Raw genomic sequence first — 18,869 nt, forward strand, 5'->3', positions numbered from 1 at the left:
CGACGCTACCCCAACATCTCTTCAAAATTCGTCGTCGTGCCCGTTTGGCACTGGCTGCAGAATGAAGCCTGGGAAATCGATGATGTGGGCACGCTGAGTCATCTCCAGTTGCACCAGCGGCAATGGCTCGGAAGTTGAAACGATGACTTGGCCTCCGGCTTGCGCAGCGGCCGCAGCTCGCTTCAGGAAGGCAAACAGACTGCCTGAGTCAATCTCCTGCTGCCCAGGTTCATCAAATATTAGCAGCCCTGGATGATTTGTCGGATGATTCTGCTGGAGCTCGAACGTGGCAAGCAGATAAGCCCATTTCAGGCGGATCGCGTCGCTTGCTGAGACCTCGAAATTGATTTCCTTTTCGACGATCTCGGTGCCTTCGCGTTCCCGGACCAAGGGGCGGAAATTGTCTGTCGAAAGCGCAATCTCCGCGGGCTGGAAAGACCGAAACCCGTAGGCTGTCAACTGCTCGATGACCTTGACTGTGAGAAGATCGACCTTCTTCAAATCAGTCGCGGTCAGATTGTCGTCGGGCAGCTTGCGCAAGGCGTCGCTGGCTTTTGCCCATCGCTCGGCAATCGCTTGCAGATCGTCGAGCAGTGAAATGGCAACGTCGTCTATGCTACGCAACTGGCTCAGGAAATTCTGCTGCCGAACGAGATTCTCGATGACCGCGCGCGACGGTGACGACCCGGGACGGAGCAGTTCCTGACGGAGAGTCCGTAGCTCCTGCTGCTTGTCGTGGAGATTCCGCTCGACACCACGATATCGGCCAGCAATCTCCTGCAACCGCTCGGACGAGGCGCCCAGGCCGGACCGGTATAACTCAAGCTGCGACTTAACGAACGCGACATTCTCGTCGAGCGCCATGCCCAATGCATCGACCGTGGGAAGCAACTCGTTGCTGACGTCTTGATGGCAGGTCGGGCAGACGTGCTCGGACGACGCCTTGCCTAATTCCGACCCGAGCCGCTGTAACTTTTGGGCGTCCTGGTTGCGGCGAAGGTCGACTTCAAGCCCTCGAACTCTTGCGGTGAGAGCTTGGCTCTCCTGAACCTCGGATGCATATTCGCTACGAACGGTTTCGAGAACTGCTGTCTCGGTATCTATCTGCTCACGCAGGAGCACGATTCGGGCTTCAATCTGCGGTGCGACATTGTCGACCGTTTCCATCTGCGCCGCTTCCAGCTCCGCGATGCGCTCATCGATTTCGGCGACAAGCGTTGAAAGCCGGACCCATTCGCCCTCATGGAAGAGCTGCAAGTCTATTTCCGGCTGCAGCGCGAATTCCGCGTTTGGTTGCTGCGGCAGACCTCGAATTCGGCCGATCCTAGCTGCAGCCTCAGCGAGCTTGCTACGCTCTTGGGTCCATCGATTGTTGAGCTCCGCGATGGCGTTCCTTAATTCGGACCGCTGGCGCCGAAATTGCGCGACGTCCAGATTGAGGAGGAACTCCATCACTCTGCGCGCGATATCCTGAATACGGAAGAAGGTCGGGAATGGTCCTTGGATTGTGGACCAACCTCGCTTCTGCTCGACGAATAGCATCGGAAAGATGGCTTCGAGATATAGTGGACATTCAGCACCGTCGAAGCGCGCCACGATCGGCAGGTTCCAACCCAGAAACGATGCGAGGAAGAAGTGGAACCCATCCTCCCGAACCGCCGATCCGCTATCGAGCACGTAGAAATCGCGCTGCCGCGTGCGCGCTGCGCCTTCAGTCAATGACGGCCCGAATGTGGCCTGGATTAGCTTTGTGTCCTTTCCGCCGACGACATCGCGATGGAGGACAATGATCTCGCCGCGATCGTTCTCTAACTCCAGTTCGACGAACGATTGCAGGACCATTTCATATGGCGTGTTCTCAGCCGCATGGATGCGTTCCCGCATCGCATATGGCAGCGGAATAGCCAGTTGTGGACCTAACGACCGCTCAAGGCCCAGCACGTAGATCACCGCCTGCAAGCACGTCGATTTGCCCGAGGTATTTGGTGCCTGGATAATGTTGAGGCCGGCATCAAAAGGAATGTCTGCCTGGAACGACTGGTCCGCAGTGAAGGAGCGCAGGCGCAGGTGGCGAAGTCGAATCACGCTGCGGTCCTTTCCCCGAGGAGCGCAGAAACGCGAATCTCTGTCAGCTTTTTGGCATGCTCGGAGATGATCGCCCGTTCCTGCTCCAGAGCGTCCTCAATTTTCTCAATCTCTCCGACCGCGGTCAGGCCCGCCTGGGTCAGCTGCAATGAGGCTCGCCCACCAGCCTTGGTCCATTCTGCAAGCCGCTCACCGACAACGAAGTCGATCGCGCGCGCGAAGGCGGGTTCGACCCGCAAGTTCCAGGGCAGGATCTTTGTATCGGCATCGATCGCATCTCGCAGTGTGCTGATCTGATTTGACCGGATCGCATCGTTTAAAATGTGAAGTTTCGCCAGCGAGGCGCGAGCCGATCGCGAGCCCGCTAGCATCAATAGGATAAGCGATACGCGCCAAGTGATGCGCATGTCTCCGGGCACAGGCGTCGGCCGCCGCTTGAAGGAAAAACGGGTGTGCGAGAATTCGGAGCTGCTCAAGACGCACCCTCTTCCGGAAAATCCAGCGGACAACGGATCAGCCAGTCGCTGATCGTTCCATGCGCGATGCGAGTGCGAAGTCCTGGATTGAGCGTCGGCAGCGCCTCCGCAAGGGAGGTTTCCATTCTGCTCATGCTCTCTTGAAGTTGCTGGCCCGGCAGGGTGGAGGTCGCGCCGAAGGCTATAAGCCGAGCCTCTTCTGCCTCAATCGTTTCGAACGCGCGTTCCCAGAGGACAGCGTGATTCTCACGCAACTGTTGAAGCGCATTCTCACGATGGAGGTGCGCCTTCACAAATTGATCGCGCTGGACTGCAACCTGCTGGGCAGACGCTGTCGAGCCAAATGCCCGACCGAGCTTGTCATCAATGCGTGCGCCAATTTCCGTATCGCCAGCATCTTTCACCTGCTGGTCGGTCGGCGAAACGATACTTAGCGGCAAGCCCAACGACATAGCCCTCAGCTGCTCTAGCTCAGCCTGAAAATCCTCTTGAGAGTGGCAGAGGGCCTCAAAGTCCGTGGTCAGAAAGGATAGGCCGCCTGCCTTAATCGCGAGGCCGCGCGCACGGATGGATGCAACCACATCCTTATTGTCCAGGAAAGGACAGAGAAGGATCCACCGCCGGGCCATCGTTCCCGCAAGCAGTTTCTTGATCGTTTCCCTATTTTTTTCAAGCTTCGGCAAGTCGCGACCAGCTTTGGCCTTCATGGCGCTGGCAGCCTTGGCGACGTTCGACGCCTCTTCGGGCGCGTAACATTGGTAAAGGCAACCGCAGGTCGTGAAGAACTCGAGTCCGGCGTCGCCCTTTACCTTGTCTGGGACGACCTGGATATTCTCAGCACCATGACGGCGCTGGACGAGCTGTAGCGCAAATTCCTGCCACTCCTTTCCCTTCCATTCTCGCCGAGTTGCCATGCCTTCCCCCAAAAGAAGAGAATTACGGAACACACGTCTCGCTGCAACTGGAAACGCGCGGATTAGGTCTTGAGCCCTGCCCAACGGGGTAACCGCTCAACCCTTTGCGATGCGGGCGCGGCTCAAGGCATGCACCAGCTGTAGCAATTCCTTCATCCTGGCGTCGCCTTCCTCGCTCGACCACGGCTCGACCATCTCGCCATGCATGACCGAGTTTCGGACCTTCGACCAAGTTTGGACATGGTCCGGATTGACGACGCCCCGCGCCGCCAGCCCGCGCATAAAGGCCAGGATGCTGCGCTTGCTGACCAAGCCGAGATTGTTGAGCAAGCGATCCCGCAGGCCGATGTCGTCCTTCCACGCCCGCAAATGCGTCTTCATCGATCGAAGCAACGCATCGGAGAATTCCGGCTTGCGGTCCTCGGCGGTCATTAACGTCCCGGCCAAAGCCTCCACCGTGCTGGCCAGCGTCAAAGTGATCACCCAGCGAGAGCCGTGCTGCGCATGGGCCAGCTCGACATACAAATGTGTAAGCGGATGAGCCTCGAAACTACCCGCCTTCGCGATCATAGTCAGGATGTCAGCGTAAAGCTTCCAGAAGGCTTCGCGGCGGCCGCCCTCGAGTGCGAACGGCTGCAACAGCCCGATCGCGGACGGCTCCCGCGTTGTCGGTGCCGACCTCAGCCAGACATGCGCGGTTCCGTCACCCAGGTTCCGCGCGACCATGCGCGGGTAGACCGTGATGCCGAGCAATATGCGCAGCGGCTCGGTTAGCCAGTTCTCGGCAAAAGGGTGCTTCAGCTGCGGGCTCGTCTCGGCCGTGATCCAGAGCGCCTCGCCGCCCTGCTCATAGGTGAAGTGGATGGTCGTGCCGAGCAGCGAGACACTGTGCTCACCTGCTTCCCAAATTGAGCGGACTTTTCGGTCGCCAATGCGCGAGATGGTGACGAGAGTCTTGGTCGTCGGCAGGTCGATCGAAGGAATCAGCAGCAGCTCGACGCTGCTCCGCTTTGACACCCATGGTCCGGTAGCAAGGGTCGTCAGCCCCTGTAATTCGCCCGTCAGCGGCCATCCCTCCTTGGCGTCATCGAAATAATCGACGGCGCTCCAACCCCCGGCCCATTCGACGCCCTGATAGTCGGTCGCGTGAACCTGAAACTGCTCGAGCGGGTCATAGGGATGCTCGCGCGCCTTGATTAGCTTGCGGAACGCCGCCGGGCCATTCTCGGCCGTCCCGTAAACGAAGAAGCGAATCTCGGTCTCGGACCGGATCTCGATCCGCCCAGGGCCGGTAAAATAGGGCTCGTGGCTGTCGCCGCTCAAAAGCTCGATCACGCTGCACTCAATCGTGCGAGGCAGTCCAGACAGCTTACCGCGCCAGTGATCGAGCGTGCGCAGCTCGCGGTTGATTTCATCGTCATGCGCCGCGGTTGCCGGCATCTCGACACGCAACTTGTCAGCGATCCAGTTTCTGAGTCTTTCGAACAACCCGCGATCCTGCTTCTATGACGTCGGTATTTGCACGAGAGAGGCTGAGACAAAGAAGAAGCGGCAATTCTTATCGGGCGCCCGAACGGCAATCAAGGGCGATAGCGGCATCCGTTGGCAACTCTGGCATTCGGACAAGGGCGTATCCGGCCGCGCGATCACTGCGAAGAGACGTCCGCTCTGGCCTGTACAGCTGCCGACAGCCGCCAGTCCGCTTGCGACCCAGCTTTCGTCGCTATGCAACGCCGCTCAGGCAAACTTTGAATGTCTGCTCCAGACGAGAGATGCCGTTCCGCGCGTCGCCTCTGAACGGCAGCAAAGTGCCAAGACCTCCCCTCGCTCAAACTCGAGGCCCAGGGTTTTCCATGCGAATTTGCGCCTCAGAACTCCTGACGTGGCACTCGGCCGCAACCTGTCCAGGTGCCCTCAGCAATCCGACGCCCTTGCTATTTGTTCTTTTTTTGTTCTAGCTGACGCCTCGCTGCTGATGCAGCGATTCGATGTCATTGGGAGCTTCGGCATGGAGCATGACCTCCAGTTGCGCGCTGCGGCGCGTGCGATCTACGATGCCTGCTATCCGAGCGACGAATGGGCGCCGTTCGGCTTCGACGAGGCGGAGCGATTCAGGACCATCCACTATCGCCAGGCCGTTGGCGCGGCGCTGCAGGCCCGTCGGGCGCTGCACGATCGCGCGGTGCAACCGAACCTGTTCGCCGAACAGGTGCACGCCTGACGCCAGCGCGATGGATGCGATCGAACGGACCAACTGGCTGGCACATCGCTGGCCGATCGAACTCGAAACCTTCTCCTATGGCGGGTGGCTGATCCATTTGGGCAGGGTCGAGGGGCATCGCCTGGGGCAGGTCAATTCCGCTGCGGAGTTCGAGACCTGGAAGGCGGCGCAACGGCCGCTATGCCTGGCACGCTTCATTGCGGGGAGATGCGAGTTGCACCCTCCAGCGGTGCTGGTTGTCGCCGGCAAGTACCGCCTGGGCCGTATCCCGCCGGAACTGTGGTGTGGCTATGACGCGACGCTGCTGATGGATGTACCTGCAGCGACCCTGCTCTCTGCCAAGGTGCGCGCGATGTTCCCTACCTGGCCGGACGCCCTCATCCGGGTGGTACCACAGGATCAGGTGCCTGCGCTCGGCCTGCATCCTGCGCCCGCCGCGGCAGGTCCCTGCCTGCGCCTGGTTGGCTGACATGGCACGCTACGATGCAGATGGCGGGCAGGTGCCCCGGACGCTGTTCGAAGCTGCGGCGTTCCATCGTTCGGTCCGGGCAGCCTGTGCGGGGTGCGGGCACATCGGCGTCTTCCACGCGGCGGCGCTCTGGCGGCTGTTCGAGCGCCGGCAATGGCCGGGCCTGCTCGCCGAAGTGGGTGCTCGCCTCCGATGTTCGCGATGTTGGCGGCGCGGCACGACGATCAGCCTGACCCGCGATCCGCCGACGATCACCAACCTGCCGCTCCCGAGCGATGTCGAATGGCGGCGGGCGGTCAGCCGGTTTCGCGCCTAGAACAGGGCCGCCTGTTCGACGGCGCCTTTGCGTTTCACCCAAGGCTCGCGGGTCCGCTCCGTGACGATCAGGTCATCGGGGAAGCAGCGCGCCTGGAATCCGAGAATGTCGTCGAAGCTGCCGTGCAGCCAGCGATCATGGTCGTCGCGGTGGAGCAGCACCGGCATGCGGTCATGCACCGGGCGGATCGCTTCATTGCAGTCGGTCATGACGCCGGAATAGACCGGCCCCCATTCGGCGCTGTCGCGCCACAGGCCCGCCCAGGCGAAGAGCGGGGAGCCCTTGACGCTGAACCAGGTCCGCGTCTTCGATCCCTTGGCCCCCTCTGCTTCGGCAAAGCCGGTCAGTGGGATGAGGCAGCGCCATTCCGGCTTGCGTGCCAGCCCGACCCACATCGGCTTGGTGAGATCCGCAATGTTGTTGACCGGCTTCGGCTTGGCGCTCGGGCTCATACCCTTGAGCCGGAGCGGAAATCCCCAGACCATCGACTGCAGTACGCGCGCGCCGGCTTCCTCGCGCACCACCATGCCGGGATAGCCGGGATAGACTTCCTCGCCCGCGTTGGACTGCACAGGGCTGTCGACGCCGAAATGCGCGGCGACTTCGGCCGCGCTCTTCCGAAGCTGGTAGAGGTTGCACATGGCCGCAGCGTAGGTCGAAGCCAAGCGAGCTGCAACGCAAGTCCTATGGTGTAGGATTGGCTTTCCTGCAGTTCGCTACATTCGGCTCAGTGTTGGAGCTCCGCCGCCCTCGCCTGAGGCTGGTCCCAGATTGTGGTTTCTGAACTTTCCCTACGTAAATCAAATACGTTAGTGTCGAGGTTTCCACGTGAGCTTCCGCCGCAATCTCTGAGTGCAATCGATCTCCCTTTGCCAACTCACCATTGAGGAAGTTCACCAACTCGGCTTGGCTTGCGAAACGCCCCCTCACCAGCATGGCTTCGCGGTTGTGCGCTTTCCGTGCGAGCATCTTCTCTGCAACGATCTCTCTCGCAGGGCGCTGTGGCAGGATTTCAACCCAGTTTAGTGAACCAAACCTGCTATGCAATTGCTTCCGGGTCATGCGCGTCCGCCGATCTCCGACTGCGCGGCCTGGATCTCAATTAACGGAATATCTATCAAGCACAACTTTTCGAGAGAGAAATAGCGCGCGCAACCTTCTGCGTGCGATATTCTGACTACGTTTGTGCTAAGCTCCCACTCACTTGCGGACACTGCAAGCAAATCAGCCCGGTCGGCTTCGTAATTTTTTGTCTTCCCATTTTCATAATGGATGACAGTTTGCCGGAGCAAAGCGCGGAGTTCGGCGGGGCTTTCTAAAAGCCCCAGACCTTCAATAGCCGCAAGCGCCTCCTTTTTCTCTCTAGCGGTATAATTTTCTTCGAAATAACCTTCGCCATCCGCCCAATCCGCCATCCGCTGAAACAGCTTGGCCGACAATTCACCGCTGTCGCTAATCCCGAGCTCACAGCCAGTCCCGACTTCCGGCCAGGATTCTGCCTCGTCCGACAGTAAAATACTGAGGCATTTTGTGGGATTTAGGAACAGCAAGCGATGATCCATCGTCTCTACAGACAACCACCCAGAAGAGCGTCGCTCAGAAGACAACCCACTTTCTAGCTGGAACGCCACTCGACGCGAGACGGGCCACCACTTGATATCTGGCGAACCGATGAGCTCGACACCTAGGTGCCCAAACAATTTGTCAGATACTCCGCTGAAATTAATTGGACTTCTCCTCAGTTGCGATCGAAAACAATACTCCAGGTCGGTGCTTCTTTATGTTGTTAGCGTATGCAAGCGCATCCAGCACAATAGAAATTCGATACCCTCCAGCCTCAAATCGTTCCTCTATGTTATTTTGTGTGGAAATTGAGAGATCACTTTCTATGATTATATACCGGTAAATCACCCTTTCCGATATACCAAGAAGTTCCTGGACCTTACGTTTACGTACGGCCTCATTTCCATCACTAATCCAACCCCGATAATCGGCGACTTCCTCCGCCTCTCCCTCGAATTTCCAGTTTAAAATATCCACACCAAGCTCCGTTAGAGCAAAGTTTCGGAGGCCCCCGATGTATTTTGCCACGGTAGCCGCAGATATCCCAAATTTTGCGACATCGCTAAAAGCCATCACTCCGATTGCGGTCCCAATGTAGTCAGCGGAGGAACTAGCCAGATTAAGCTTCCTATACTCGTCGTAAAAATTCATTCTGTCTTCAGTTTTTGAACTATCCAATTGTTGGTAGTGCCTTCTAGTGACATCGCCTTGAGTTACTACGAATTTATGTGTCAATTAATCACTCCTAAATTCAAGATTGAGCCTCACCAAGTGCAACCGTCAACGTGGTGCTCCAAAAGCAGCAGCTGCAGCCGGCTGGTTGGCAATGCAGCTAACAGGCTCACTTGCTCGCCATCCACCTCCACCAAGCGGCCGTAGAGCCAGCGGCCACGTTCCAATGCGGCCGCGAGCTCATCCAATCCGCAGACCGCAACCTCGACGATCAAAACCTGCGGGGAGCCGATCATCGATATCCGCACCCTCAAGTTCGCTTTCACCATATAATCCACCGCCTGCGCAGATCGAAACGCCCCGATCGTCCACAATGAAAATAGTATTCAAAGCTTCCTCGAGTCAACTTGAGGTTTTATGACATCACTTTTTGGGTGGATCGATTTGGCACGCCGACATGTTAGGCAAAATTGACATCTCTTTATCGACTGTTACTTTCACTGGTCTTGATTTGACTTAGATGACACTGCATATCTCGATCGAACAGTGATCGAGGGCGTAGGTGCCAATCAGCAACGACGAAAATAGCTGGCCTCACTCGCATGAGGCCAAAGCGAGTGAAGAATTCCTCAAACTGAGGGGTGGTGCTTGGCCGAGCGGCATCGCGGTCAGCGAACAAGCCGTGCGACGTGTTCATACTCGCGGCCGCCGCAGGAACACCTCTCTCGTCTTCTCCACACTGCCCTTAGGTATGCGTGTCTCAGAGTCGCATTCCGAAACGCGATTCCTGAAAGTGGCGCAGCTCGAACCACTCGCGTCCATTGTGCGCGCTCAGCCGACCTGGCTGCGGGTTATGGAAGAGGGCAGGATACGTCGCCGCGCACCGGATTTCGCAGTTCTCATCGACGGGCGCGCCGAACTTCACGAGACGAAGCAGGACGCCGAGTGCCAGAAAAGCGAGATCAAATTAGAGCTTTTGGCGATCCGGGACGAGGTCGAGCGTCATCCTGGTTGGCGCTACAGTGTGACGCTCGAGAGCGCCCTGATGGCCGAGCCCTTGCGCTCAAACACCGATCTGTTGTGGCGAGCGCTGGTCCCGCTGGAGGAGATTGGCCTGGATCTCCGGTTGCGCACCCAAGCGGTCCTGGACCATGGGCCCCTCTCTGCTGCAGAAGTGATGAAACGGGCTGCACCCCCAGCTGGACGTCAGGGAGCTGCCACCCCCTGGCAGGACCTGCTCGCAATGATTGCGGGCGGCCTCATTCATTTTGACGTGCGTGAGAAACTCACTCGGGACAGCCTTCTCTGGAACCGCAACTCAGGTCCTGAACGCGGCCGCACGCTACCGTTTTGCACGGTCGAGGAGGCCATCCGTCGCTCTTCAGTCGTTCCTCAACCGACACCCTTCTGCGCCGTCAAGCTTCGAGGTCCAGCCCAGTGAACGACCTTGCGAACCTCGTGCCGCTGACGCCGCGCTTCGACATCACCGTGGAAGACCGCATTCAATGCAAGGGAGCGACGTGGTGTCTCTCCCGGCGCCGGGATGCACATCTGGATTTCGTCGATCCGCGAACGGCAGAACTACTAACCCTGACGGATGAGGATCTCGCGGGCCTGATCGCCGCTGGAGAGGCAAGGATCGTTCGTGGGAACGCTTCTGCCAAAGAGCAGGCATATGCGGCTGCAACCGCTGACCTTGGTGTCATCTCCAAGGTGGACGTCGAAGATGCGCGACGAGCGATGGCGTACACGGACGAACTAAAGGCTCGGCAGCTAACCTACCGCCCTGCAACCCCATTGGTTCAGGAGGCTATTTCGCATGTTGCGGCGCGGATCTTCGATCCGAGCCCGCCGGCGGTGTATCTCGTTAAGCGTTGGCTGAAAAAGGGCGATAGCCGGGCGGCCGGCGGTGGTCGGCTGCGATCTGAGACCACGCTGGCCGACTATGTCCCGCAACATGGGTTCAAGGGAAACCGAACATCGCGCGTCTCGTTTGAAGTCGCGCAGATCATCCACCGTGTCTTGGACGAACTTTACCTAACCCCAGAACGCAGGTCGGCGGAAGCAGCCCTTGCCGTGTCCCGTCATAGGGTTCGGCTCGCCAATGAGACGCGTGCACCCGCAGACTGGCTCAGGGTCCCGGGGCGCAAGGCTGTAGAGGCTGCGATAGCCAGCCTGCCCCGAGAGGAAGTGATCCGGCGGCGCTATGGAGCCGATAGGGCATATGATGCCGTCGGGCCGGTCCAGTATCGGTCCCGCCCCGAACAGCCGCTGGATGAGATCGAGCTCGATCACACGACGTGCGACCTGTTCGTGGTCGACAGCCTAACAGGTGCACCGCTCGGACGACCGACGATCGTGCTGGGCACGGATAGGTGTACCGCAATGCCATGGGGAATGCATATCGGCTTCGATCCCCCCAGTGTGCACACGGTGATGCAGTGCATGCGCAACGGCATGCTGCCGAAGAACTATGTCCGGATCTACGCAGATGCTGGAATCTGGGACATCGAGGGCTCGTGGCCAACCTTTGGCCGCCCGGTGAAACTTTCGGTCGACCGCGGTGCCGAGAACATCAACCACGATATGCGGGCCCTCGGCGTCGACTTGCCGATCAAGGAGATAGAGGCGAAGGCGGGCCGCAAGGGCCGCCTGAAGGGTGGTATCGAGCGCATGCTCGGCACCCTCAATCGCAACCTCCTGCAGGAACAACGCGGCACGACGTTCTCGAACGTAGTCGCGCGCGATGACTACGACTCAAAACGCAATGCCATCATCACGTATGAGGAGCTGCTGGAGAAAACTCACCAGTGGCTCGTCGACATCTACATGCGCCGTTATCATCACGGCGTGAAAGACGTGCCTTTGCGGCTCTGGAATTCGAAGATAGCCAGTCACAAGCCGCGGCAGGTGGAGAATATCGACAAGCTCCTTCCGCTTTTCGGCAGGATTGAGCAGCGAGTTCTGCGACGAGACGGCATCCGTTGGCGGCATCTTTTTTATACTTCGCCAACCCTGATGGCGCTCCTGTCGAACCCTGAGTTTTTGAAGGAGTCGAGGAGTGCACGCGGCGATGTAGTTGTTCGCTTCCGCTACGACCCGTCCAACATCGACCATATCAACGTCTATCTTCCGCATTCTCGCGGCCAAGAATCGATGCACCTACGCGTTCCGATCGAAGCGCGTGCACAGGACTACGCCCGCGGCCTATCCGTCTGGGCTCACACATCGATCGTAAAGATGTCTCGAGATGCAGCGATGACCGCTGTGGATCTGGCAGCCCTTGACGCTGCCAAGGCCAAGCTCCTCGCGGATCTAGACCGCGATGCGCCCGGATCAGCAAAAGTCCGACGAATGACGCGCATTGCTCGCATTCGGCAAATCGGCGGCATTGCACCGTATGGCGACAGCGTCCGCACGACTCCCGTCGGCAGCTTCGAGGATCACCGGCAGCGATTAACTATCGATGCACAAAGAGAATGCGAGCAGAGAGTCGCAGAGAAGCACCGCACCAACAAATCCTCGCGAAGGCCATTCGATCTTGCGGCTCAGGGGGAGGCAGGCAGTAAGAGTGACCCGTATGCGAGGGCATCCAGAACATCCAATCGTACATCAAGCAATAGCCGGACAATCACTCCGCGAGTTGTTTCTGATGGGCTCGACGATGGTTTCGACTTTTACAGTGATGAGGTCAAAGCGTGACCGGGATCAATGCTCCTTCAACCTCTGCGTCTGTCATCGACTGGGAGGCCGTACCAGTCGCAAAGCGGCGGGAAGCTGCGAACTGCATCTTTGTACCACGAGGCTTCACTGATGAATTTTTGATCGCGATGCAGGAACTACGAGACGGAACGAGAGAGGGAGCGGACGCCATGTGCCTCGTAATTGTCGGTGAGCAAGGCGTTGGCAAAAGCACGTTTTTGAAGCGGTACGCCGAAGAGCATCCGCCACAACGACTTGTCGAAGGCAATGTGATCACGATCACCCGGCCCGTGATATACATTTCTTTCCCGCCAAGCCCCACGCTGAAGGGCGCCGCAGAGACTTTTCTGAAAGCCCTTGCGGGCCCGGGCGCTGCACGCGGCAGCCGCACCACGCTGACGCACCGCATCAAGGAAATGCTGATAGACCTCAAGACGGAGTTGGTAATCGCAGACGAGTTTCAGCATGTTCGAAACGAAGGTATAAAAGGAAGGAGCGAAGTTGCCGATTGGCTAAAGGATATTGTGAAAACGACGAATATACCTTTCGTACTCTCCGGGATGCCGGAGACGGTTCAGATAATCCAGGCCGACGCGCAACTTCATAGCTTAACCGAGAAACCAACAATCCTCATGGCTTATGATTGGGAAAACAAGGATAGCCGCTTTGCATGGAGAGCCTTACTCGCAAAGATCGATAAGCAGCTTCCGTTCAACGAGCGATCCGATCTTTCAGAAGAGGAAACTGCTCGGCACCTCTTCATGTGTACTGGCGGCAATCTGAGAGACCTGCGCAAGATTCTCCACCGCGCGGTAAGGCGGGCGCTTTCCGTAGGTGGGAAATTGATAACCTGGGACGACCTGGCAGCCGGCTATGAGATCCTCCCGAAAGCATCCGCAGTTCGAGGAAACCCGTTCGACCGTAATGGCCTGTTCAAATGACCGCGGTAGCGACCCCCTTCCCTCGCCGCCCGATCCCCGTCCACGGTGAAAGCATTTACGGCTTCGAGCGCCGGTTCGCCGCGTGCACCCGCTACCAGAGCCTTGGCGCCTTTCGCAAAGCAACCGGACTCATGGAGGTTGTCCCGGGCAGCACGCCCAGGAAGTTCGCCAGCATGGCCGAGCTGGCAGGGCTGGCACCAGAAGCATTGGCTTCCATGCGCTGGACTGGCCGCGATGGCGTTCGCAGAGGCTGCTCCGCGCTCATCATGGGCCACCTGATCAATGCTTCGTATCTGAGGACGCAGACGCTACGCTTCTGCCCCGACTGCCTCTCGGAAGATGGGCCGCCTGAGCAGCGAATCCATCATCAGGCCTGGCAGATCCTCCAGGTTTGCGCCTGCCCCAAGCACGGCACCATGCTCGTTGAGGCTTGTGACGACTGCGGCCGGCCCATTGAACAAGCGCTCAAGACCAAGGCGTGGGCCTGCGCTTGCGGCAAGGAGATGACGGACATGGCGGCTGCGAGTGCTCCGGACGGAGCGGTGCGCATGTCAGAGCTCATCACCAAGCGCCTGCTGACACCCCCTGGGCAAGAAAACGCAACGTGCAACGCGGGGACGGTGCCGGAGGAGTTCAAAGCCCTGAGCCTAGACGCCCTTCTAACCGTCATCTCGAAAATCGGGACGATCGCATCCGATGATCAGGACGACGAACCTGTCGGGCTGACAGACCGGTTGTACAATGGCGTGGCGTTCAACAACACCGCGTCCTGCGTTGACGCTGCTCGCGCGATGAGCGCCGCCTACGACGTAATCAACACCTGGCCCCAAGGCCTCGAGCAGATCTTCACGGCCCTCGCCGATCGCAACCCCTCGCCTGCCACCAACCACCCCATTCACTCGATATTCGCGACGCGGCTGGGCTACCGGCTACTCGGTGGCATCAAGACCTCTGATGGAGAGAGCATTCGCCTGATCGACGATGCCTTGGGCGCTTGGCTCTTCCGGGAGCGCGGCATCTACATCGACGCGAGACGTCGACCCAAGATTGCCGCTGCCGAGGACGTCGCCATCGACATGGCGGATGCGTTGCGAAAGCTGGAAGGCCAGGCTGGACACCCGCTTGCTATCCGCACTTGGGCAGAAGCTGGTGCCGTCCAGATGATAGGCGGGTCCGTCAGCTTGAACTCCGTCGATGCCACCGTCGAACGCATTGCAAACCTGAAGTGTAGCCATTTCGATCGAGGCATGTCCGTGGAAGATTGGCGCAGCCGCTTTCTGTATCACAAGCACTACAAGCGCTCGGACGCGATCCGTGACATCCTCCGTGGCGATATCCGCGTACGAAAGGCCAACGAGGACGGCCTAACCGGCTTGGCCTCCATCGTGATATCTGCAGACGACTTCCTCGAACGCAATCGCCGCGCGGCGACGTCCGCCAGGACGGAGCGGCGCTCGCTCCACCGGAAATTGGAACGGGCACAGAGACATGACACCTTCTGTCGATCGGGCCAACTTCAGGCCCTGCTGGACGAACGTTTCAAGGGCCTTCCGATCATCGACTTCGCTGCTGAGCCGACCATCAGACACAGGGTTGACGTCCGCAGATACTATGGACGGCAGATGATACAGAATATGTACAGCATCGTTGACGCCATGACCTACGTACAGAGAACTTACCGCAGCTAAACGTCTTTTACCGCAATATCGTAACTTGATACTGTCGCGAGTTTAGGATCGAAAATGATCAAGCCACATCAATCCATTTTCTCTCATCCAGGTCCATGGCTTGCAGACGCGGTGGTGAAGGAAAACGGCCTTGATATTGGTGAGCTTGCTCGCGCGTTGGACCAGCCAGAAGCTGATGTGGCGACGTTCCTTCAAGGAAGCTTGCGTTTAACGCCGGAAATCGCTGCCAAATGGGAGCTGGCCTTTGGGGTCAATCCGGAACTGCTGAAAAAACTACAGGAAGGGTACGATCGAGCGAATGGGGTTGCCGCTGCGCCTGACGATCCCTCCTGACAGCCTCGGGTCTCGGATCAGCGCGTATTCAAACAAGCCGGCTTCCCGCCGGCATTTTTTGTAGCTCCCATCCGGCAAAACGACGGCTTATGCGCGCTGACCGCTCTGAAATGACCGCTTATGCTCGCAAAGTTGACCCATTGCGCACACCCGAGGGCTTGCAGCCCTGAGGGACACGCCGAGCCAAGTTGACCTCTTATGGGCACGGCGACACTAGGCTCTCGCTCTAGCCCTGAGCTGGAGCTACGCTAGCACAGTGCTAGCACACGGATTTCCGCCCTCTCAGCAATCTCAAGACGTTAACCTTCTGCGGCTATCGCCGGGAGGGGCTGTTCTAGCACATTTCAAGCACAGCCAGCGCAGTCCGCACACGGGCGCGCGCTACGATGTCGGGGCATGTCACGCATGGAATTGAGCCGGATTGCCGGAAAACAGCCTTTTACGATCTTTCAGCGGCCAGGAAGCACCGTCTGGTGGATGCGCTTCAGCGTCCGCGGCGAAGGCCAAATACGAAAATCACTCGGCACCTCGGACGAAGCCGAAGCGCACCGCGTCGCGATGAAGCTCTGGCACGAGGCGCAATATCGTAGGGAGCATGGGCTGCGGGCAGTTCAACGCACGTTCCGTGCCGTCGCCGAAGAGTTCTGCGATCACATGGACCGGCTCGCGCGGGATGGCGAGGTCCGCCACGATCGCGGCGATCGCATCCGCCCGCTGGTCGAACGCTATTTCATGCCATTCTTCGACAAAAAGCCGATCGACGCCATTACCGACGCGGACCTCACCCGTTACATTGCTTGGCGCAAGGCATACTGGACGACCGGCCCGGGCAAAGACCAGACCCACCTCGAATATATCCGCGCCGGCAAGCGCGTGCGGCGGCCGGCCACGGAGATGCGGCGCATCCCCAGCCTGAGCAGCCAGCGCGGCGAAGCGGTGGTGTTGCGGCAGCTCTTCCGCCAGGCGGCGAAGTGGGGCTACATCAACCAGAGCCAGATACCCGATGTCGACACGCCCCGCGTGCCGCCCTCGCCGCGCCCCAGCTTCTCAGCCAAGGAAATCGAACACCTCCGCAAACTGGCCGAGGCCAGAATGTCTGATCCGCAGATCAATCGAGAGGTACGCCGCGATCGAACCATCCTTTACGCCTACATCACCATCGCTGCTAACACGGGAATGCGCCCTACCGAGCTGAAGAACCTGAACTGGGGCGACATTTTACACTATCGGGAAAGCATGGCTAAGCCGGTAGGAGAGCGGGATATCCGCATTCGTGCGCGGGGTAAGGGTAAAGCACGGGAGTTCGTGCCGCATCTGGGCGCGATCGCGGGCTTTGACATGCTGTGGATGCTTTGGAAAACTTATAATCAGAACAATTTGCCGGCCGACACCGATCCCGTCTTTGCGGCGGCTGACGGTAGGCGGCTGACCTCGCTCAACAACGGGCTGAACGCTCTGCTCGAGGCCGCAGACCTCAAAACCGATCATCGCGGAAAGAAGCGCGATGCCTACAGCTTCCGACATTTCTACATTTCGCAGCAGCTATGCGCCGGCGTTGACGTGTTCGTGCTGGCACGTAATACCGGCACCAGCCCCGACATGATCGACAAGTTCTATGGCCAGGTCAGCGTCGAGCAATTCAAGGACGCGCTTCGCCCCTCGTGGGGCGCTTAGCTGCCCGTGCGGGGGTCACACAGGGCCTCGTATGCTCCTGCTTAGCCGTTGCGCCCCGCAGGCTGTCAGACGCCGCACAGGGGCTCATTGGCCGGCGCGCGCCCGTCACGCACACTTGCCCTTTTCGTGGAACGACGCTTGATCGAGCAGCCTCAGCACAAAGAGGTGTAACATGCGGCAGGAATATCGAGATCGGGTGGGTCGACTGATCGGGTGGCGCGAACACCGCTCAAGCCGGGTAGATGGCCGCAATCGAGTTGGCGTTCTTGTCGGGTGGCATGACCCGAACCGTGACGAGACCCCCGATCGACTGGTAGACTGATCGGGCGCGGCGACATGATAATGTCGCTCCTGTGAGCGCCTCAGTTGATGGCGTCGCCGGCGATCGCCGTATCCGGTTGGCGCGGCGAATAAGAAATAGCGGGCGGCCAAGGGCGCTTGCTCCTGACAACGATGTGCGCCTCCGCCTGGTTAGTTGCCAGAAGCAAGCGAAGCGCCCGGTAGTGTTGGTCGGTGATGTCGCGGACATCGTAGCGACGCATCAATATTCCTCCACCAGCATGATCGTCGTAACACGCAGGGTAGTGCTGGGGTCGGCCGGATCGGGCTCAATCCGGCCGGTGCGATCGCTCGGGTGATAGTCGATCTTCCACATGATGCGGTCGTCACCTGCCGACAAACTCGCGCAATCATGCTCCCCGTGCGGATCGTTGTCGGAGGTGAACGCATCGAGAAGACGAACTGCTCGTATCACCGCATCCTTGCGGGCGATCGGCAATGCGGCCACGCCGCGCGATAGATAGGTCCACCCGCCCTCGCCGGTAAAACGAAGATGGTCGTTGAGGCGGGCGATGTTCGCCCGCCTCAGGTCCGTCGCCATCAGGCGTTGGCCTTCTTCGCACGCGGCTTGAAATTCGCCCTGCGCTGGGCGATCGCGCCCTTGAGCTGCGGGTCCAGCTCGCCGGCGTTGATCGCCTCCATGATGGAAGTGATGATCTCAGGCACTTCATTGAGGCCCTGCACCTCCACCGCGTTCATCCCCTTGGCGAACTCCAGCGGCTTGCTGCCGTAGCGTAGCTGGAAGAAGGTCTTGCCACTGGTGTCGGTGAACCAGCCCTTCCGCACATGGCGCGGCACATCGACGCGCGCCTTTTCGCCCGCATCGTTGGTGCGGGTGACGCGCCGGGTCGCGCTGAACGGCGTGCCTGCGATTTCGGCCTCCGCCAGCGCCTTCTGCTCGGCGAGATAGCCCAGCAGCTTCGCGCGGAAGGCATGTTCGGACGTGGTCGGGTTGGTCGGGGCGGCTGCGGCCAGCTTCAGGGATTTGAGGATCGACATATCGGGCTCCTGTCTGGTTTCGGACAGGTAGAGCCGTAATGTCGTCGTTCGTGAGAGCGACCGAAGATTGGCGTTAATGCCCATAAATTCAGCCAAAAATAATTCCGCCAACATGACCATGGCTTCGATGCCATTTGGGTTGGTGGCGGAATATCTGTGTTTATATCTATGACTTGTTTCTTCATGCCACAACCACAAGAAACTGCTGCGGCTGTATCGCGAGGAGAATCTGCGGGTGCGTCGTCGGCGCGGCCGTAAACGGGCGATGGGTACGCGGGCGCCGATGGCGCACCCGCAGGGGCCGAACCAACGGTGGAGCCTGGACTTTGTGAGCGATACGCTGGTGTGCAGCCGGCGCATCCGCATCCTTGCCGTCGTCGACGACTTCACGCGGGAGAACCTAGCGCTGGTGGTGGATACGTCGCTGTCGGGCGCTCGTGTTGACGACGACGGGGATGGGCACGTTCGGCGGCTGGG

The 18,869-nt window shown here is 59.2% G+C and carries 20 protein-coding genes and 1 pseudogene; 10 read left to right on the plus strand and 11 right to left on the minus strand.

The window, feature by feature from the left end; all coding sequences use genetic code 11:
- Nucleotides 1-21: 21 nt before the first annotated feature.
- From KK7_RS0106235 to KK7_RS0106250, 4 genes are all read right to left on the minus strand, one after another.
- Nucleotides 22-2,085 (minus strand): AAA family ATPase, encoded by a 2,064-nt coding sequence (locus KK7_RS0106235; RefSeq protein ID WP_010543778.1) that lies wholly within the window; start codon nt 2,083-2,085, stop codon nt 22-24.
- Complete coding sequence (locus KK7_RS0106240; RefSeq protein WP_040597827.1) at nt 2,082-2,561, minus strand: hypothetical protein; 480 nt, start codon at nt 2,559-2,561, stop codon at nt 2,082-2,084. Before KK7_RS0106240 ends, KK7_RS0106235 begins: the two co-directional genes overlap by 4 nt.
- A complete protein-coding gene (locus KK7_RS0106245; protein ID WP_138983919.1) occupies nt 2,558-3,508 on the minus strand; it encodes a hypothetical protein in 951 nt (316 codons plus the stop codon). The genes KK7_RS0106240 and KK7_RS0106245 overlap by 4 nt, the downstream gene beginning before the upstream one ends.
- Before the next feature lie 63 nt (nt 3,509-3,571).
- On the minus strand, nt 3,572-4,963 hold the full coding sequence (locus KK7_RS0106250) for a hypothetical protein (RefSeq protein ID WP_010543781.1): 1,392 nt from the start codon (nt 4,961-4,963) through the stop codon (nt 3,572-3,574).
- A 394-nt stretch (nt 4,964-5,357) separates the two neighbouring features.
- Between KK7_RS0106250 and KK7_RS23675 the strand changes: the two genes are divergently transcribed.
- Genes KK7_RS23675 through KK7_RS0106265 form a run of 3 tightly spaced genes read left to right on the plus strand, consistent with a single transcriptional unit; the run spans nt 5,358 to nt 6,481 of the window.
- Complete coding sequence (locus KK7_RS23675) at nt 5,358-5,696, plus strand: hypothetical protein (protein WP_337459574.1); 339 nt, start codon at nt 5,358-5,360, stop codon at nt 5,694-5,696.
- A 10-nt stretch (nt 5,697-5,706) separates the two neighbouring features.
- Nucleotides 5,707-6,165: a hypothetical protein gene (locus KK7_RS0106260; protein ID WP_010543783.1), complete on the plus strand. Its 459-nt coding sequence runs from the start codon at nt 5,707-5,709 to the stop codon at nt 6,163-6,165.
- 1 nt (nt 6,166) lies between these two features.
- Nucleotides 6,167-6,481, plus strand: a complete 315-nt coding sequence (locus KK7_RS0106265) for a hypothetical protein (RefSeq protein WP_010543784.1) — start codon at nt 6,167-6,169, stop codon at nt 6,479-6,481.
- Here the strand turns inward: KK7_RS0106265 and KK7_RS0106270 are convergent.
- The 4 genes from KK7_RS0106270 to KK7_RS0106280 all read right to left on the minus strand — a co-directional run bounded on the left by KK7_RS0106270 (nt 6,478) and on the right by KK7_RS0106280 (nt 9,054).
- Nucleotides 6,478-7,146: an SOS response-associated peptidase gene (locus tag KK7_RS0106270; RefSeq protein WP_237709147.1), complete on the minus strand. Its 669-nt coding sequence runs from the start codon at nt 7,144-7,146 to the stop codon at nt 6,478-6,480. The genes KK7_RS0106265 and KK7_RS0106270 overlap by 4 nt on opposite strands.
- Before the next feature lie 393 nt (nt 7,147-7,539).
- The gene (locus KK7_RS0106275) at nt 7,540-8,112 is read right to left on the minus strand and encodes a hypothetical protein (RefSeq protein WP_157999987.1); all 573 of its coding nucleotides are present in this window, start codon (nt 8,110-8,112) and stop codon (nt 7,540-7,542) included.
- 91 nt (nt 8,113-8,203) lie between these two features.
- On the minus strand, nt 8,204-8,779 hold the full coding sequence (locus tag KK7_RS22495; RefSeq protein ID WP_138983920.1) for a hypothetical protein: 576 nt from the start codon (nt 8,777-8,779) through the stop codon (nt 8,204-8,206).
- A gap of 29 nt (nt 8,780-8,808) precedes the next feature.
- Nucleotides 8,809-9,054, minus strand: coding sequence for a hypothetical protein (locus KK7_RS0106280; protein WP_157999988.1), 246 nt, complete (start codon nt 9,052-9,054; stop codon nt 8,809-8,811).
- A gap of 224 nt (nt 9,055-9,278) precedes the next feature.
- Here KK7_RS0106280 and KK7_RS0106285 point away from each other — a divergent pair, with 224 nt between their 5' ends.
- The 6 genes from KK7_RS0106285 (at nt 9,279) to KK7_RS0106305 (ending at nt 17,054) form a co-directional block, all read left to right on the plus strand.
- Nucleotides 9,279-10,157 carry a hypothetical protein gene (locus tag KK7_RS0106285; RefSeq protein ID WP_138983922.1) on the plus strand — a complete coding sequence of 293 codons (879 nt, stop codon included), beginning with the start codon at nt 9,279-9,281 and terminating at the stop codon, nt 10,155-10,157.
- The gene (locus tag KK7_RS0106290) at nt 10,154-12,418 is read left to right on the plus strand and encodes a Mu transposase C-terminal domain-containing protein (protein WP_010543789.1); all 2,265 of its coding nucleotides are present in this window, start codon (nt 10,154-10,156) and stop codon (nt 12,416-12,418) included. The genes KK7_RS0106285 and KK7_RS0106290 overlap by 4 nt, the downstream gene beginning before the upstream one ends.
- The gene (locus KK7_RS21485; RefSeq protein ID WP_138983923.1) at nt 12,415-13,359 is read left to right on the plus strand and encodes a TniB family NTP-binding protein; all 945 of its coding nucleotides are present in this window, start codon (nt 12,415-12,417) and stop codon (nt 13,357-13,359) included. The genes KK7_RS0106290 and KK7_RS21485 overlap by 4 nt, the downstream gene beginning before the upstream one ends.
- The gene (locus tag KK7_RS0106300) at nt 13,356-15,047 is read left to right on the plus strand and encodes a TniQ family protein (RefSeq protein WP_010543791.1); all 1,692 of its coding nucleotides are present in this window, start codon (nt 13,356-13,358) and stop codon (nt 15,045-15,047) included. Before KK7_RS21485 ends, KK7_RS0106300 begins: the two co-directional genes overlap by 4 nt.
- A 54-nt stretch (nt 15,048-15,101) precedes the next feature.
- Nucleotides 15,102-15,380: a helix-turn-helix transcriptional regulator gene (locus tag KK7_RS22500; protein WP_010543792.1), complete on the plus strand. Its 279-nt coding sequence runs from the start codon at nt 15,102-15,104 to the stop codon at nt 15,378-15,380.
- Nucleotides 15,381-15,776: 396 nt separating this feature from the next.
- A complete protein-coding gene (locus KK7_RS0106305) occupies nt 15,777-17,054 on the plus strand; it encodes a tyrosine-type recombinase/integrase (RefSeq protein ID WP_202798669.1) in 1,278 nt (425 codons plus the stop codon).
- 362 nt (nt 17,055-17,416) lie between these two features.
- On the opposite strand, the gene KK7_RS0106310 is transcribed toward KK7_RS0106305, so the two are convergent.
- From KK7_RS0106310 to KK7_RS0106320, 3 genes are read right to left on the minus strand one after another with little or no spacing between them, the layout of a single operon-like run.
- Nucleotides 17,417-17,596, minus strand: a complete 180-nt coding sequence (locus tag KK7_RS0106310) for a hypothetical protein (protein ID WP_029622937.1) — start codon at nt 17,594-17,596, stop codon at nt 17,417-17,419.
- On the minus strand, nt 17,596-17,934 hold the full coding sequence (locus KK7_RS0106315; RefSeq protein ID WP_010543794.1) for a DUF3768 domain-containing protein: 339 nt from the start codon (nt 17,932-17,934) through the stop codon (nt 17,596-17,598). Before KK7_RS0106315 ends, KK7_RS0106310 begins: the two co-directional genes overlap by 1 nt.
- Nucleotides 17,934-18,512 carry a hypothetical protein gene (locus KK7_RS0106320; RefSeq protein WP_237709148.1) on the minus strand — a complete coding sequence of 193 codons (579 nt, stop codon included), beginning with the start codon at nt 18,510-18,512 and terminating at the stop codon, nt 17,934-17,936. The genes KK7_RS0106315 and KK7_RS0106320 overlap by 1 nt, the downstream gene beginning before the upstream one ends.
- A 70-nt stretch (nt 18,513-18,582) precedes the next feature.
- Here KK7_RS0106320 and KK7_RS20225 point away from each other — a divergent pair.
- Nucleotides 18,583-18,869: pseudogene (locus KK7_RS20225) on the plus strand (hypothetical protein); the annotation flags it as partial.

The sequence above is a fragment of the Sphingomonas elodea ATCC 31461 genome (assembly GCF_000226955.1).
Taxonomy (GTDB): Bacteria; Pseudomonadota; Alphaproteobacteria; order Sphingomonadales; family Sphingomonadaceae; genus Sphingomonas; species Sphingomonas elodea.